This is a genomic window from Clostridium tunisiense TJ (assembly GCF_000300195.1).
GTDB lineage: Bacteria > Bacillota > Clostridia > Clostridiales > Clostridiaceae > Clostridium_J > Clostridium_J tunisiense.
In genome coordinates this window covers 17167-30642 of the sequence record NZ_AMQH01000013.1, presented here as the reverse complement: position 1 = coordinate 30642, position 13476 = coordinate 17167, and the positions used below count along the sequence as shown (strand labels likewise).

Sequence of the window (13476 nt, the reverse complement as noted above, 5' to 3'; positions counted from 1 at the left end):
AGGAGTTAAGATTTATCAAGTGTATTTACAATTCCCTACTAGTATAGTATACTATTGTATATACACTAGTACAGGGGGAATAAAAATGAAGACAAATGTAAAAAAAATGATTATAACAGCATTATTAATAGCATTTTCAATAGTAATTCCAGTAGTTTTTGGACCATTTTTAAGGGTATATTTCCCACCATTTTCAGCAACACTAGCTTCTCATGTTCCATTATTCATTGCAATGTTTCTTGGACCTTTTGAAGCAGCAGTAGTTGGGTTAGGATCAGCAATTGGGTTTTTATTTGCATTTCCAGACCCTATAATTGCAGCTAGAGCAGCTACTCATATTGCAGTAGGTTTTGTAGGTGCTAGATTAGTCTTAAGAAATCTAAGCTACATCACAGTAATGGCCATAACAGCACCAATTCATGGTATTTTAGAAGGAATTGTAGTTTACATGATAACTAAAAATTTTGCAGTAGCTTTTATAGCTGTTGGAGTGGGAACAGTTCTTCATCATATTATAGACAGTTTAATAACAGCACCACTTCTTGCAACCTTAAGTAAAGTTTTGAAAATAAATCTTAGAAGTATTGGAGAAAAGCAAAAGAAATTAGTTGCATAGAATCCATACACATTGGAGATTAAGATTTATATTCACACTGTAGGCAATGAATGTTATAAATAGTTCCTTACTATTTTTCAATGATTATTTCCATTACATTAACATAGAAAAAATATTCTTTTAAATAATAAAAAGCAGGAAATCCTGCTTTTTATTATTTTTTCTTACCTTTATTATTTTTATTACTTTTGCTGTCAGTTTTTTTCTTGTCAGTCTGTTTTTTGTTGTTATTGTTTTTAGCCATAGAAGTCTCCCCCTTAACATAATCTACTAATATTATATTGAGAGGAGTATTAATTTAGAATAAATCCTATGGATTTAAATAAATAATGAAAATTAAGAAGAAATTAGTTATAATGTTAAAGGAAGAGATAAAGTTAGAATAATAAAATATGGATATAATTTATTTTCTGATTACTTTATGAAAACATCTAGGTTATATTGCTAAATTAACCCCATATAAGTAAACAAAAGTTAGTAATTAACTAATTATTAGTCTATGCTAAAATAATAAACTGAAGGAATGATTTTATGAATTTAATTACACTGGAAAATATAAGCAAAAGTTATAGCGAGAAAACTTTGCTTAACAATATAAAGCTTAATATTACTGATGAAGATAAGATTGGAATAATAGGAGTTAATGGTACTGGTAAATCAACTTTATTAAAGATAATTGCTGGTGTGGAAAACTATGATAACGGAAATATAGTAAAAATGAATGGATTACGGATTAATTATCTTCCACAGGAGTTATCATTTAATCCTGATGATACAATCATGGAAGCTGTATTTAAGGGTGATTTAGAGGTGATGATTACTCTCATTCAATACGAAAAAGTCCTTACTCTTCTTCAAAAAAACTCAGAAGATAAAAGACTACAAGATGAACTTTTTAAGCTAAATAGTAAACTTGATGCACTTAACGGATGGCAAATTGAAAGTGAAGCCAAAGCAATTTTAACAAAGTTAAATATAACTGACTTCTCTATGACTATGGGACAATTATCAGGAGGTCAAAGGAAAAGAGTTGCTCTATGTAATGTTCTTATCAGTCCATGTGACCTACTTATACTAGATGAGCCAACTAACCACATGGATAATGAATTAATAGATTATTTAGAAGAATTGTTAAAGGCAAGAAAAAGCGCTGTAATTATGATAACTCACGATAGATACTTTTTAGATAGGATAACAAACAAAATCCTTGAAGTAGATAATGGTAACCTATATAGCTACACTGGAAATTATTCTACTTTTTTGGAGAAGAAGATGGAAAGAATAGCTATGCAAGAATCTTTTGAGAAAAAGAGACAAAACTTATATAGGAAAGAGCTTGCTTGGATTAAACGCGGCGCTCAGGCTAGAAGTACAAAGCAGAAGGCTAGAATCCAAAGATTTGAGGAAATTCGAGATAGTAAAATAGAGCTTAAAGATACTTCTGTGGAAATTAATACAGGTTCTTCGAGACTTGGCAAAAAGATTATAGAAGCTCATAAGATATGTAAAAGCTACAATGATAGAGTATTAATAAACGACTTTAATTATATATTAACCAAAGAGGATAGGATAGGTATTATTGGGAGCAATGGCATTGGTAAAACTACACTATTAAACATTCTTGGAGGGAGAATAGAACCTAGTAGCGGGGAAGTTGTATTTGGAGAAACTGTCAAACTAGGGTATTTTACACAAGAAAATAGTGAAATGAATCCTAATCTAAGGGTAATCGAATATATTAAAGAGGTTGCTGAGTTTATTACAACAGGAGATGGAAGCAAAATTACTGCATCTCAAATGTTAGAAAGATTTCTATTTGAAGGGTCAATACAGTTTAGCTATATATCAAAATTATCTGGTGGAGAAAAGCGTAGATTATATCTTTTAAGAATATTGATGGAAGCTCCTAATGTATTATTGTTGGATGAGCCAACCAATGATCTTGATATTGAAACCTTAACTATACTAGAGGATTATATTGATAACTTTAATGGGGCAGTAATTATAGTGTCTCATGATAGGTATTTCTTAGATAGAGTTATAAATAAAGTGTTTAGCTTTGAAGGGAATAGTGAAATTCTTCAACTTGTGGGAAATTACTCTGATTATAGGGAGTATAAACAAGAGGTACTACAAGAAGTTGTGGTTGAAAAAGTTTCGGTTGAGAAAAAAAATAAAAATATAGAAAAAAATAAGATTGATAAGCCTATTAAATTTACTTTTAAAGAGCAAAAAGAATTTGAGGAAATTGATGAAAAAATTGAAGAAAAAGAACTTCAATTAGAAGAGATACAACAACAAGTTAATAACTCAGGAAGTAATTTTATGCTACTTCAAGAACTATTAGCTACTGAAGGTAAATTAAAAGAAGCGTTAGAATTTCTAATGGATAGATGGACTTATTTAAATGAAATCAATGAACAAATCCAGGAAGGTAAAAATAACAACTAGGCTAAATATTGAAGGTGGATAGAATCTACCTTCTTTTTATATTATAATAATCATATAATTTAAATGACTTTAGGTGAAAGATAATGAATGATAAAATAATTAAGGTTTCTGTTAGAAACTTAGTAGAATTTATTTATAGAAGCGGTGATCTTGATAGTAGTTTCAATAGCATTTCGAGAGCACAAGAAGGCACTAAAATCCACCAAATGCTACAAAAATCCCTTAAAAACCAGTATAAGGAAAGCGAAAATACTGAGTTTCATACAGAGCTATCACTTAAGCATAGCTTTAACTACAAAGATTTAAACTTTCTATTAGAGGGAAGAGCAGATGGCATTTTAATTCAAGAAAATAAGGTTACTATTATTGAAATTAAAAGCACACAAAAGGATTTAATTTCTCTACAGTCAGATTATAACTTTCTTCATTGGGCTCAGGCTAAATGTTATGGATTTATATATGCAAGTCAGCAAGGCTTAGAGTCTATATCTATAGAGTTAATGTATTGCAATGTAGAAAGTTACGAGGTTAAGAGTTTTATCGAAGAGTACAATATGGAAGAATTAGAAAGATTTTTTCACCATATAATGGAGAAATATATACATTGGGCTAATTATACCTCAACTTGGCTAGAAATAAGAAATGAATCAATAAAGAAACTTGAGTTTCCTTTTAAAAACTATAGGAATGGGCAAAGGGATTTAGCTATAAATGTGTATAGGACAATAAAAGAGGGGAAAAAACTCTATGCTCAAGCTCCTACTGGAATTGGAAAAACAATGTCCACCTGCTTTCCAAGCATAAAAGCATTAGGGGAAGGATATGGTCATCGTATTTTTTATTTAACTGCTAAGACAATTACAAGAACTGTTGCAGAACAATCATTAAAACTATTAAGAAACAATGGATTGAAGGTAAAATCTACAACTATTACTGCCAAGGAAAAAATATGCTTCAAGGAGAATTGCGAATGTAATCCTGAGTATTGTGAGTATGCAAGAGGTCATTTTGATAGAGTTAATGAAGCGCTTTTTTGTGCTTTGGAAAATGAGGATAGCTACTCAAGAGAAGTAATTGAAGAGTATAGTAAAAAGTATAGTGTTTGTCCATTTGAATTTTCTCTAGATTTAACCCTATGGAGTGATTTGATTATATGTGATTATAATTATGTGTTTGACCCTAGGGTAAGTTTAAAGAGATTTTTTATAGAATCTAATGAGGATTTTATATTTTTAGTAGATGAAGCTCATAATTTAGTTGACAGAGCTAGAGAAATGTTTTCTGCTGAGGTTACTAAAGAACCTATTTTAAGTTTAAAGAAAAATTTAAAAGATAGTGAACCAAAAATATATAAACAATTGAATAAGTTGAATACCTATATGGTTAAGTTACGAAGTAATTGTGACAATAAGTCTAATGGCATTTTAGAAGAAGCCCCTAAGGATTTATTTAAGATTGCAAAGGACTTTTTAGAGGCGTGTGATAACTACTTAGCTAAAAATGAAGAAAAAGAATTTCATGAAGAACTTTTAGATTTATATTTTAATTTTTTAGCTTTTATGAGGATTAGTGAATATTACTGTGAAGATTACGTGAGTTATGTAGAGAGAGAAGGGCAGAATATTAAATTAAAGCTGTTTTGTTTAAATCCAAGGGATATGATAAAAAATACTTTGAAGAAAGGTAAGGCAACTATTTTCTTTTCAGCTACCTTATCTCCCATACAGTATTTTAAAGAGCTTCTTGGAGGAGAAGAGGATGATTATTCCTTGAAACTTAAATCCCCATTTCCAGAAAAGAACAAAAAAATAATTATAGGAAATGAAATTAACACTAGGTATAATTATAGAGAGTTTAGTTATGAAAATATTGTTTCGTATATTCATAATCTAAAAAACCTATATAAAGGAAACTATATGATTTTTTTTCCATCTTATAGCTATATGATGCAAGTTTATAATAAATTTGTTGAAAAATATTCTTCAGATAATATTATAATACAAAATATAAATATGTCTGAAGAGGATAGGGAAGAATTCTTAAGTAAATTTTATGGGTCATGTAAAAATGTAATTGGATTTTGTGTCTTAGGAGGCATCTTTTCTGAGGGTATTGATTTAGTAGGGGAATCTCTAATAGGGACAATAATAGTAGGTGTTGGGTTGCCACAAGTTTGTTTTGAAAGGGAGTTAATTCAAAAATATTTTAATAAATATAATAACCTAGGATTTCATTATGCATATACTTTTCCAGGAATAAATAAAGTTATTCAAGGAGCAGGAAGAGTTATTCGAACGGAAGAAGATAAGGGGATTATTTTTCTTTTAGATGACAGATATACAAGTGAGTTATACAAGAAAATAATACCAGAAGAATGGTTTCCTTACACAACAATAAGTAATGTCAAGGAACTTGAAGCTGCCGTTGATGAGTTTAAAGAAAGAAGTATGGACTAAACCATACTTCTTTTTTAATTAGCTATGTTATATTTAAAATATCTATTTCTTATAAAGAAAGCAATGCTTCCTATAAGTCTTAAAATTGCAACTACAACTAAAGTGTATTTTATATTAGTATTACTTAAAATTACATCACCAACTAAAGGGGCAATACACAAGCTTATACTCACTATAGTTGTATGAAATCCAATAAACACAGCTCTATTTTTACTTGGAGAAACTTCTAAAAGTGAATTTAAGAGTACAGTTACTGTTCCAGGAGTAAAAAATCCTGTAATAGTTGAAACAATTGTCATAGTAATCAGGTTATTGGAAATTACATAAAGAATTGGAGTAAGAGCCATACCCAAGGTTGCAACGGCCATGGCAAATGCATTTCCTCTTTTTTGGATAATCTTTCTCCAGTAACCATAGCTATAAATCATTACTACTGCAGATGCTATATTAATAATAGTAAGCCAGGTTTCGTTGGCTCCTAAGTATTTAATCTGATATATACTAAACATTGGCCAGCCCATTTGCCAACCAAAATGGAATATTACTGAACAAATCAAAAAGTTAATAAAGGGTTTTGTAGATTTAATTTCTTTAAATACTTTTTTAAACTCAATTTTATTTTGAATGGTTTCAGTTATTTCTGTTAGCTTCTTAAATGTATTTATTTCAGCCAATCCTACTAGAAAGGCTAAAATAAAGAAAAGTTGATATACTATGATTACTGTGCCTTCTGAGAAAATATTTGACATTAAGCCCAGGGTTTGTCCAATGATAAACGTAAATATAATTTGAGCTATAGTTGAATATTTACTTCTTGTTGTAATAGCAACAGGAATTGTGTCCTGAGAGAATATATCACCAACATAGCTCTGAAGCGAAGTAACTGACACTGATTCAGGAAAATTCATCAAGCTAATTAAAATAACAAAAGTCAACGGCTTGATACTACTGGGTAGAAAGGGAACTATGGCAAATAAAAGTAAAAATATTCTACTAAAATAAAATGTTCTACTCATGCTTTGCTTTTTATTTTGAATTTTACTAATTAATATTAGACCAGGGATTGTTGCGAGAACTGCTACAAAGCCTGGAAGTGCATTATATAATGCAACGTGAGATTCTGTACCACCTAATCTAAAAATAAACTTAGTAGCAAAAGTTTTATATAGTTCATTAACAATGGTAAATAATATTCCATTTAGTGTATAGTAATAAATATTATTTTGTTCTAAATTATGATTTCGTTTTTTATTAAATCTTCTAATCACATTAAGCAAACGTCGAAACCTTGTGTTTGGTCCATTGAAAATCATAAACATCCCCCTAAATAAATGATGTAGGAATTACTTTTCCTCCTCCATAGATGCATTGTAAAGTATAGTTAAATATTCCTTAAAGTTTTCTTTATTTACACTACATACTTCTTTTAAAGAATTATCAATGAATTTACATCTTTCAACTAGAACATTTTCTAATATTTTATGACCCTTTTCTAAGGGGATAACTCTTACAATTCTTCTATCCTTTTGATCCTTAATTCTTTTAACTAATAGGTTTTTTTCCATTCTATCAATTAAATCAGTAATAGTACTAGGTGCTTGCTCTAAATAATTACTTATTTCACTGATAGTTATTTCTTTATTTTTTATAATTAATTGTAAGGCATCAAATTGAGCAGGGGTAATATCATAGTCTTCTAATATAACTCTTCCTCTTTTTCGTATATTAAAACATACCTTTCTAAGTAAAAACTCAAGTTGCTCAACTTGGTCATCATAATAAAGCCCCATATAAACACTCCTATTTTAATAATATTTCGATTCTCGAATTATTATACACCTGTTTGAAAATTAAGTCAAATCCATCATTAGCGGTAAATATTCTAAAACTGTTACTGAATAATAAGCTTTATAAATGTGAAAACTTTAATGTAAATATTTATAAAAGGAGAGTTATATATGAATGAATTGAAAGTAGGGGATTTAGCCCCAAAATTTGTACTCAGTAATAATAAAGGAGAGCAAGTTAGCTTAGAAGAATTAAAGGGAAAACAAATTTTGCTATCCTTTTATCCAGTTGCATTTACTCCAGTGTGAGAAAATCAGTTAAAGGCTCTGGATGAGCATTTTAGTATTTTTACAGAAAGTAACACACTAATCTTTGGGGTCAGTGTTGATTCTCAATATACTCAAGCAGCCTGGTATAACCATCTACAGCTCAAAAATATTCAACTATTAGCAGATTTTTGGCCTCATGGGAAAGTTTCTACAGATTATGGTGTTTTTAGAAGTGCTGATGGAATTAGTGAAAGGGCAAATATACTCATAGATGAAAATTTGCGGATTAAACATGTGAAAATATATGATATTGGAAACCTTCCAGATATAAGTGAAATTATTGAAAAAATAAAGCAATAAAGACATTTACCTAACTTTGTGTGAGGTAAATTCAATTAGTGCTTAATATTATAATAAAGTGAGTAGGGCACTTAATTAATATACTAATTTATAAGGAAATAATAAAGTGAAGATTATTTATAAATCTTCACTTTATTATTTAAATATAGAGTTTGTTATGTATTATTCTGGGTTGGATAATGAATGAAGACATTCTTGACATATGTTCTTCCCTTTAAAGTTTTTAACATCCCTTGCATTACCACAAAATATACAAGCAGGCTCGTATTTTTTTAAGATTATCTGATCTCTGTCAACGTATATTTCTAAAGCATCTTTTATTTCGATATCTAAGGTTCTTCTTAACTCTATAGGAATTACTATTCTTCCTAATTCATCTACTTTTCTTACTATCCCTGTTGATTTCATAATGCTCCTCCTAGTATAAGTTATTAATAAAATTTAAAGTATTTTTAGGTATATCAATTTTATAGGAACTGTATAAAACCCTAAAATTTGTAATATTTTATATACATTATTAAATTAACCAATTCAATTAAAAATATACATATTAAATTTAGCTGAGCAAAAACTAGCACAATATTATTATGTAAATAATAAAGAGAAGAATAAAAACTCTTCTCTTTTGAAACTTATCTGTAATTAGTGAATTGTAAATCGATTCCGTAGTCATTTGACTTTAATAATTGAATAGCAGCTTGTAAATCATCTTTATCCTTACCAGATACTCTTAATTGATTATCCATAATTTGCGCTTGCACTTTAATCTTGCTAGCCTTAAGATCAGCAACCATTTTTTTTGCTTTTTCAGTAGCAATTCCCTTAACAAGCTTAGCTGTTGCTCTAGCTGTTCCCAAAGAAGCTTCTTCAATTTTTCCTAAATCAAGTGCTCTTGAAGAAATTCCTCTTTTTATAAACTTAGTTTTTAATACATCAACAACTGAATTTAATTTATACTCATCGTCAGAAAGAATTTTTATTTCATCCTTCCCTAACTCAATTTCAGTTTTAGTTCCTTTAAAATCATATCTTTGTTTTACCTCTTTTAAAGTTTGATTAATAGCATTATCGACTTCTTGCATATTAATTTCTGATACAACATCAAAAGAATATGAACTTGCCATAATAATTCCTCCTTATGTAATTATTAGTAATATTTTATATCATATATAATAATTCATAAATATATTATTGTCTAGATTTATACATATAAATCTTGATATGTTATAAATAAAAAGGTTAATGCATAAAATTAAGTGTAAAATAAAATATTTTAGGGGGACATTCATGTTAAAAGTGTTAGAGGTTGATGGTAAAAAAGATTACTTTCTTCTACTACTAAGTATAATTTTAACTTGTGGATTAGCTTATATTGTAGGAAATTTAACCCGTGGATCTGCAATTATCTATCAGGGGCTCCAAAAACCATTTTTTTCACCACCAGCTTGGGTTTTCGGGGTAGTTTGGACCATTTTATATATTCTTATGGGTATATCGCTCTATAGAATATTAATGCTTGGTAAGCTAGGGGAGAATATAAGGAAAGAAATTATAGTATTTTCAATACAGCTAATTCTTAATTTAGCTTGGTCTATTATTTTTTTCTATATAGGCAATATATTCTTAGCTCTCCTAGACTTAATATTATTGATTATATTTGTTTTCATTACTATAGTTTTATTTTATAAAAAAGACAAGATAGCAGGTTTATTACTAATTCCATATGGTTTTTGGTGTTGCTTTGCACTAATACTAAATTATAGCATTTATATATTAAACAAATAGGGAATCATACTTGAAATGCATATTTTAATTTGTTACAATATAGAGTATTGTGTTTTAATCATACTTTAAAAAGAAGGTAGTGATATTATGGAAATGTGCATTTTTCACAACACTAAGAGTTGTAACAATTGCGGGGAATGTGATACTTGCGAATTAAATAAAAATAAAGTTTGTGACAATTGTGGTAAGTGTTTGCAGCTAGAAGGTTATGATGTAAAAGCGATTAAAATTGATGAAGTATTTGAACAGGCAGATGGTGCGACGGATGCTAAGCTAGATGTTAATGTTAACCTTGAAGATTTTAGCGATTTTGATAATATGGAAGATGATACCTTTGAGGAATTGCTAGTGGACTCCGAAGAAGAATACATTGATGCTCTAGATGATGAAAATAACTGGCAGTATATTGATGATTTAGAAGAGGTAAAGAACCTATTAGACGATACAGATAATTTGAATGAACTTGGACTTGAAAAGTATCCTGGATTAATAGTTATAAATCCAAATAAATTAAAATAATTTGATTTGATTAAAAGGTGAGGGGACTCACCTTTTTTTTTGTAACTCAAATTATATGGGGCCATAAATATATGGAGCCATATAATAGATAAACTAAATTAGGGAAAAATTAATTATTCCTCATTTAAAGGGTTTGATTTTATTGCTTTTCGCAGTCTTTCATTATCTACATGAGTGTATATTTGGGTAGTAGCAATATTTTCATGGCCAAGAATTTCTTGAAGACTTCTAATATCAACTCCACCATGCTTATGCATTAGAGTAGCTGAAGTGTGTCTTAATTTATGAGGAGTATATTTATCCTTATCAAGGCCAGCTAAGCCAACGTATTTCTTAACAATTCTTTCAACGGTTCTCTTATTAATTCGTCTATATTTACCACTGATAAATAATGCATCTTTATCCTCAAAAAACACTTTATCCTGAATCTCATTTCGGATAGGTAAGTATCTATAAATTGCCTTAATTGAAGCTTTATTTAAATAAATTGTACGTTCTTTATTACCTTTACCTAAAATAGATATGGTATCTCCCTTAATTTTAGATATATCGATGCTACAAAGTTCAGATAATCTAAGCCCACAATTTAGAAACAAAGTAATAATACAAAAGTCTCTTTCTGAGTGCTTATCTCTATTTTTAGCTGCATTGAGTAAATCTTTGCTTTCATCTAAGGTAAGATAAATTGGGCTTCGTTTACCAAGCTTTGGAGACTCTAAATCTTGTGTTGGATCAATGGGTAACACCTTAGCCTTTGTAGTTAAGTAATTAAATAAAGATTTAAGTGAAGCTACTTTACGAGCTTTTGCGTAATTGCCGTTGTTCCTAACATTTTCAATATAGGAGAGGTAGCTATAAAAATCTGTAAGCTGTAGATTACTTAAAATATCAATAGTTAGATTTTCAATAGGAATATGGTTAAAATCCATAGAATCAGTTAACACAACAAGATTTTTATGAAGACATAAAAATCTTAGAAATAAACTTAAATCTGCACAATAAGCATTTATAGTGTTAATAGAAACGTTCTTAACTGTAGTTAAGTAATTCAAATAATCCTTAACGAAAGTTGGTAGAGCTTTAGTGTAAATTTGATAATTCATAGATCTAGTAGAAGAAATCTTTTTATTGATTTTCTTATTCATGTAGTACCTCCTAAAAATAAGCTAATGTCGTGAAACTTGCATTTGACGACATTATTATTCGACGAGAGGGGGTCAAAATCCTTCTTAAAATTATATTAATTTCTTTGATGACACAAAAATTATTTTATTGAAATTGATTTTTACTCTTTTCATAATTCATATACATTTATCAATTGCTGTAATGACGCCATTATTGTTGTATTCTCGTGTTTAGTAACATGAAAGCTTATTACATTAACAACCTTGAATAACTCATAACCTTGGCATTATGATAGCTGTTAATACACAGATTTATCTTTTATTTCAAACATATTCTTTTCAACTATATGTGTACTAACTCATGTATTTTTCTAAAAATATAGCCTTTCATTCTATAATCATTATTTACAAATTAAAGAAATATAAATATACAAAAGCTTCTATCTCAATTTACTAGATAAATTTAAGATATGGACTTATTTTGATTTATAACACAATTAATAACTAATTAAATATGTATGCCATTGGTGATTAATATAAAAAACTCTACCCTATTATAAACTTTGTTATATTTGGGTAGAGTTTAAATAATATTATTTTATACGTTTATTTCAGCTTTTTCACCTAAAGCTTCTTTATTTTTACTTAGTAATGGATTTACAAACTCATCTATAAGATCCACAACCTGTGATGGTGCTCTTCCAACAAACTTATTAGGATCAATAACAGCCATGATTTCTTCTTTATTCATTTTAAAAGATTCATCAGCAATTATTCTTTCTATTAAATCATTACTTTCACCAAGTTCTTTTACTTTCTTTGCCGCTTCCATAGAATGCAATCTTATTCTTTCATGTAAATCTTGTCTATCTCCACCACGTTTTACAGCTTCCATTAATATATTTTCAGTAGCCATAAATGGTAGTTCATTTTTAACATGAGCTTCAATAACTTTAGGATATACCACCATGTTAGAAGTAATGTTTAAATATAAATTTAGCACTCCATCTAAAGCTAAGAAAGCTTCAGCTACGGAGATACGTTTATTTGCAGAATCGTCTAAAGTTCTTTCAAACCATTGAGTAGCCGCAGTAATAGCTGGATTTAGAGAGTTAACAATAATATATCTTGATAAGGCACTGATTCTTTCGCTTCTCATAGGGTTTCTTTTGTAAGCCATAGCGGAAGATCCTATTTGATTTTTCTCAAATGGTTCCTCCATTTCCTTCATACTTTGAAGAAGTCTCATATCATTACTGAATTTATAAGCACTTTGAGCTATTTCAGATAGTGTATTTAAAATAATGGAATCTAGTTTTCTTGAATAAGTTTGACCAGTTACAGGATATGAAGCTTTAAATCCCATTTTTTTACAAACTATCTTATCTAGCTCCTTAACTTTCTCTTCATCATCATTGAATAAAGTCATAAAGCTAGCTTGAGTACCAGTAGTACCCTTAACGCCTCTAAACTTCATAGTATCTATTGTAAATTCAAGATTTTCAATATCCATTAAAAGTTCTTGAATCCACAAACTAGCTCTTTTTCCTACTGTAGTTAACTGTGCTGGCTGAAAATGAGTAAAACCTAAGGTAGGTAAGTCTTTATACTTTATAGCAAAGTCTGCTAACTGACTTAAAATATTTAGTATTTTTTTTCTAATTAAATATAATCCTTCTCTCATGATTATAAGGTCAGTGTTATCACCTACATAACAGCTAGTAGCACCTAAATGGATTATTCCCTTTGCAGATGGAGCAACAACTCCATAAGTATGTACATGACTCATTACATCATGCCTAACTTCTTTTTCTTTTGCTTCTGCTAGTTCAAAGTCAATATTTTCAATATTGTCTCTCAGTTCTTTTATTTGGTTATCAGTAATATTTAAACCGAGTTCCTTTTCTCCTTCTGCTAAAGCTACCCATAGTTTTCTCCAAGTTTTAAATTTCATTTCATCAGAGAATATGTAACTCATTTCTTTTGATGCATACCTAGTGTTTAAAGGTGAATTGTATGTATTTCTCATAATAACCTCCGTACAAAAATAAAATTTTAAGATTGATCATTCACTATTATAACATACTTTTATTATAAATACATGACTT

General features: G+C 29.0%; 12 protein-coding genes. 6 read left to right on the top strand and 6 right to left on the bottom strand.

All coding sequences use genetic code 11. From position 1 onward, the window contains the following. Nucleotides 1-85: 85 nt before the first annotated feature. The 3 genes from C661_RS0114785 (at nt 86) to C661_RS0114770 (ending at nt 5523) form a co-directional block, all read left to right on the top strand. Entirely contained in the window at nt 86-616 is a 531-nt protein-coding gene (locus C661_RS0114785; RefSeq protein WP_017416120.1) for a hypothetical protein, read from the top strand. 531 nt (nt 617-1147) lie between these two features. Next, on the top strand, nt 1148-3067 hold the full coding sequence (locus C661_RS0114775; RefSeq protein WP_017416118.1) for an ABC-F family ATP-binding cassette domain-containing protein: 1920 nt from the start codon (nt 1148-1150) through the stop codon (nt 3065-3067). A gap of 83 nt (nt 3068-3150) precedes the next feature. Continuing rightward, nucleotides 3151-5523, top strand: a complete 2373-nt coding sequence (locus C661_RS0114770; protein ID WP_017416117.1) for an ATP-dependent DNA helicase — start codon at nt 3151-3153, stop codon at nt 5521-5523. A 14-nt stretch (nt 5524-5537) separates the two neighbouring features. On the opposite strand, the gene C661_RS0114765 is transcribed toward C661_RS0114770, so the two are convergent. Then, a complete protein-coding gene (locus C661_RS0114765) occupies nt 5538-6836 on the bottom strand; it encodes an MFS transporter (protein WP_017416116.1) in 1299 nt (432 codons plus the stop codon). Nucleotides 6837-6866: 30 nt separating this feature from the next. Beyond that, complete coding sequence (locus C661_RS22060) at nt 6867-7313, bottom strand: MarR family winged helix-turn-helix transcriptional regulator (protein WP_017416115.1); 447 nt, start codon at nt 7311-7313, stop codon at nt 6867-6869. A 168-nt stretch (nt 7314-7481) separates the two neighbouring features. Here C661_RS22060 and C661_RS23200 point away from each other — a divergent pair, with 168 nt between their 5' ends. Continuing rightward, complete coding sequence (locus C661_RS23200; RefSeq protein WP_100218818.1) at nt 7482-7940, top strand: redoxin domain-containing protein; 459 nt, start codon at nt 7482-7484, stop codon at nt 7938-7940. A 162-nt stretch (nt 7941-8102) separates the two neighbouring features. Here C661_RS23200 and C661_RS0114750 read toward each other — a convergent pair whose 3' ends face one another. Together C661_RS0114750 and C661_RS0114745 are read right to left on the bottom strand one after the other, a co-directional pair. Beyond that, nucleotides 8103-8348: an AbrB/MazE/SpoVT family DNA-binding domain-containing protein gene (locus C661_RS0114750; protein ID WP_017416113.1), complete on the bottom strand. Its 246-nt coding sequence runs from the start codon at nt 8346-8348 to the stop codon at nt 8103-8105. A 224-nt stretch (nt 8349-8572) separates the two neighbouring features. After that, the gene (locus C661_RS0114745) at nt 8573-9064 is read right to left on the bottom strand and encodes a YajQ family cyclic di-GMP-binding protein (RefSeq protein WP_017416112.1); all 492 of its coding nucleotides are present in this window, start codon (nt 9062-9064) and stop codon (nt 8573-8575) included. A gap of 163 nt (nt 9065-9227) precedes the next feature. On the opposite strand from C661_RS0114745, the gene C661_RS0114740 reads away from it, so the two are divergent. Both C661_RS0114740 and C661_RS0114735 read left to right on the top strand, forming a co-directional pair. Further along, nucleotides 9228-9725, top strand: a complete 498-nt coding sequence (locus C661_RS0114740; protein WP_017416111.1) for a TspO/MBR family protein — start codon at nt 9228-9230, stop codon at nt 9723-9725. Between the two features lie 87 nt (nt 9726-9812). After that, a complete protein-coding gene (locus C661_RS0114735; RefSeq protein WP_017416110.1) occupies nt 9813-10244 on the top strand; it encodes a hypothetical protein in 432 nt (143 codons plus the stop codon). A 113-nt stretch (nt 10245-10357) separates the two neighbouring features. Here C661_RS0114735 and C661_RS0114730 read toward each other — a convergent pair whose 3' ends face one another. Continuing rightward, on the bottom strand, nt 10358-11389 hold the full coding sequence (locus tag C661_RS0114730; RefSeq protein WP_017416109.1) for a tyrosine recombinase XerC: 1032 nt from the start codon (nt 11387-11389) through the stop codon (nt 10358-10360). Between the two features lie 577 nt (nt 11390-11966). Then, complete coding sequence (gene purB, locus C661_RS0114725) at nt 11967-13397, bottom strand: adenylosuccinate lyase (RefSeq protein ID WP_017416108.1); 1431 nt, start codon at nt 13395-13397, stop codon at nt 11967-11969. Nucleotides 13398-13476 lie beyond the last annotated feature (79 nt).

What these genes read in the sequence shown, in the direction of transcription:
- C661_RS0114785 (WP_017416120.1), top strand. Translation starts at nt 86, where the DNA reads ATGAAGACAAATGTAAAAAAAATGATTATAACAGCATTATTAATAGCA.
- C661_RS0114775 (WP_017416118.1), top strand. Translation starts at nt 1,148, where the DNA reads ATGAATTTAATTACACTGGAAAATATAAGCAAAAGTTATAGCGAGAAA.
- C661_RS0114770 (WP_017416117.1), top strand. Translation starts at nt 3,151, where the DNA reads ATGAATGATAAAATAATTAAGGTTTCTGTTAGAAACTTAGTAGAATTT.
- C661_RS0114765 (WP_017416116.1), bottom strand. Translation starts at nt 6,836, where the DNA reads ATGATTTTCAATGGACCAAACACAAGGTTTCGACGTTTGCTTAATGTG.
- C661_RS22060 (WP_017416115.1), bottom strand. Translation starts at nt 7,313, where the DNA reads ATGGGGCTTTATTATGATGACCAAGTTGAGCAACTTGAGTTTTTACTT.
- C661_RS0114750 (WP_017416113.1), bottom strand. Translation starts at nt 8,348, where the DNA reads ATGAAATCAACAGGGATAGTAAGAAAAGTAGATGAATTAGGAAGAATA.
- C661_RS0114745 (WP_017416112.1), bottom strand. Translation starts at nt 9,064, where the DNA reads ATGGCAAGTTCATATTCTTTTGATGTTGTATCAGAAATTAATATGCAA.
- C661_RS0114740 (WP_017416111.1), top strand. Translation starts at nt 9,228, where the DNA reads ATGTTAAAAGTGTTAGAGGTTGATGGTAAAAAAGATTACTTTCTTCTA.
- C661_RS0114735 (WP_017416110.1), top strand. Translation starts at nt 9,813, where the DNA reads ATGGAAATGTGCATTTTTCACAACACTAAGAGTTGTAACAATTGCGGG.
- C661_RS0114730 (WP_017416109.1), bottom strand. Translation starts at nt 11,389, where the DNA reads ATGAATAAGAAAATCAATAAAAAGATTTCTTCTACTAGATCTATGAAT.
- purB (WP_017416108.1), bottom strand. Translation starts at nt 13,397, where the DNA reads ATGAGAAATACATACAATTCACCTTTAAACACTAGGTATGCATCAAAA.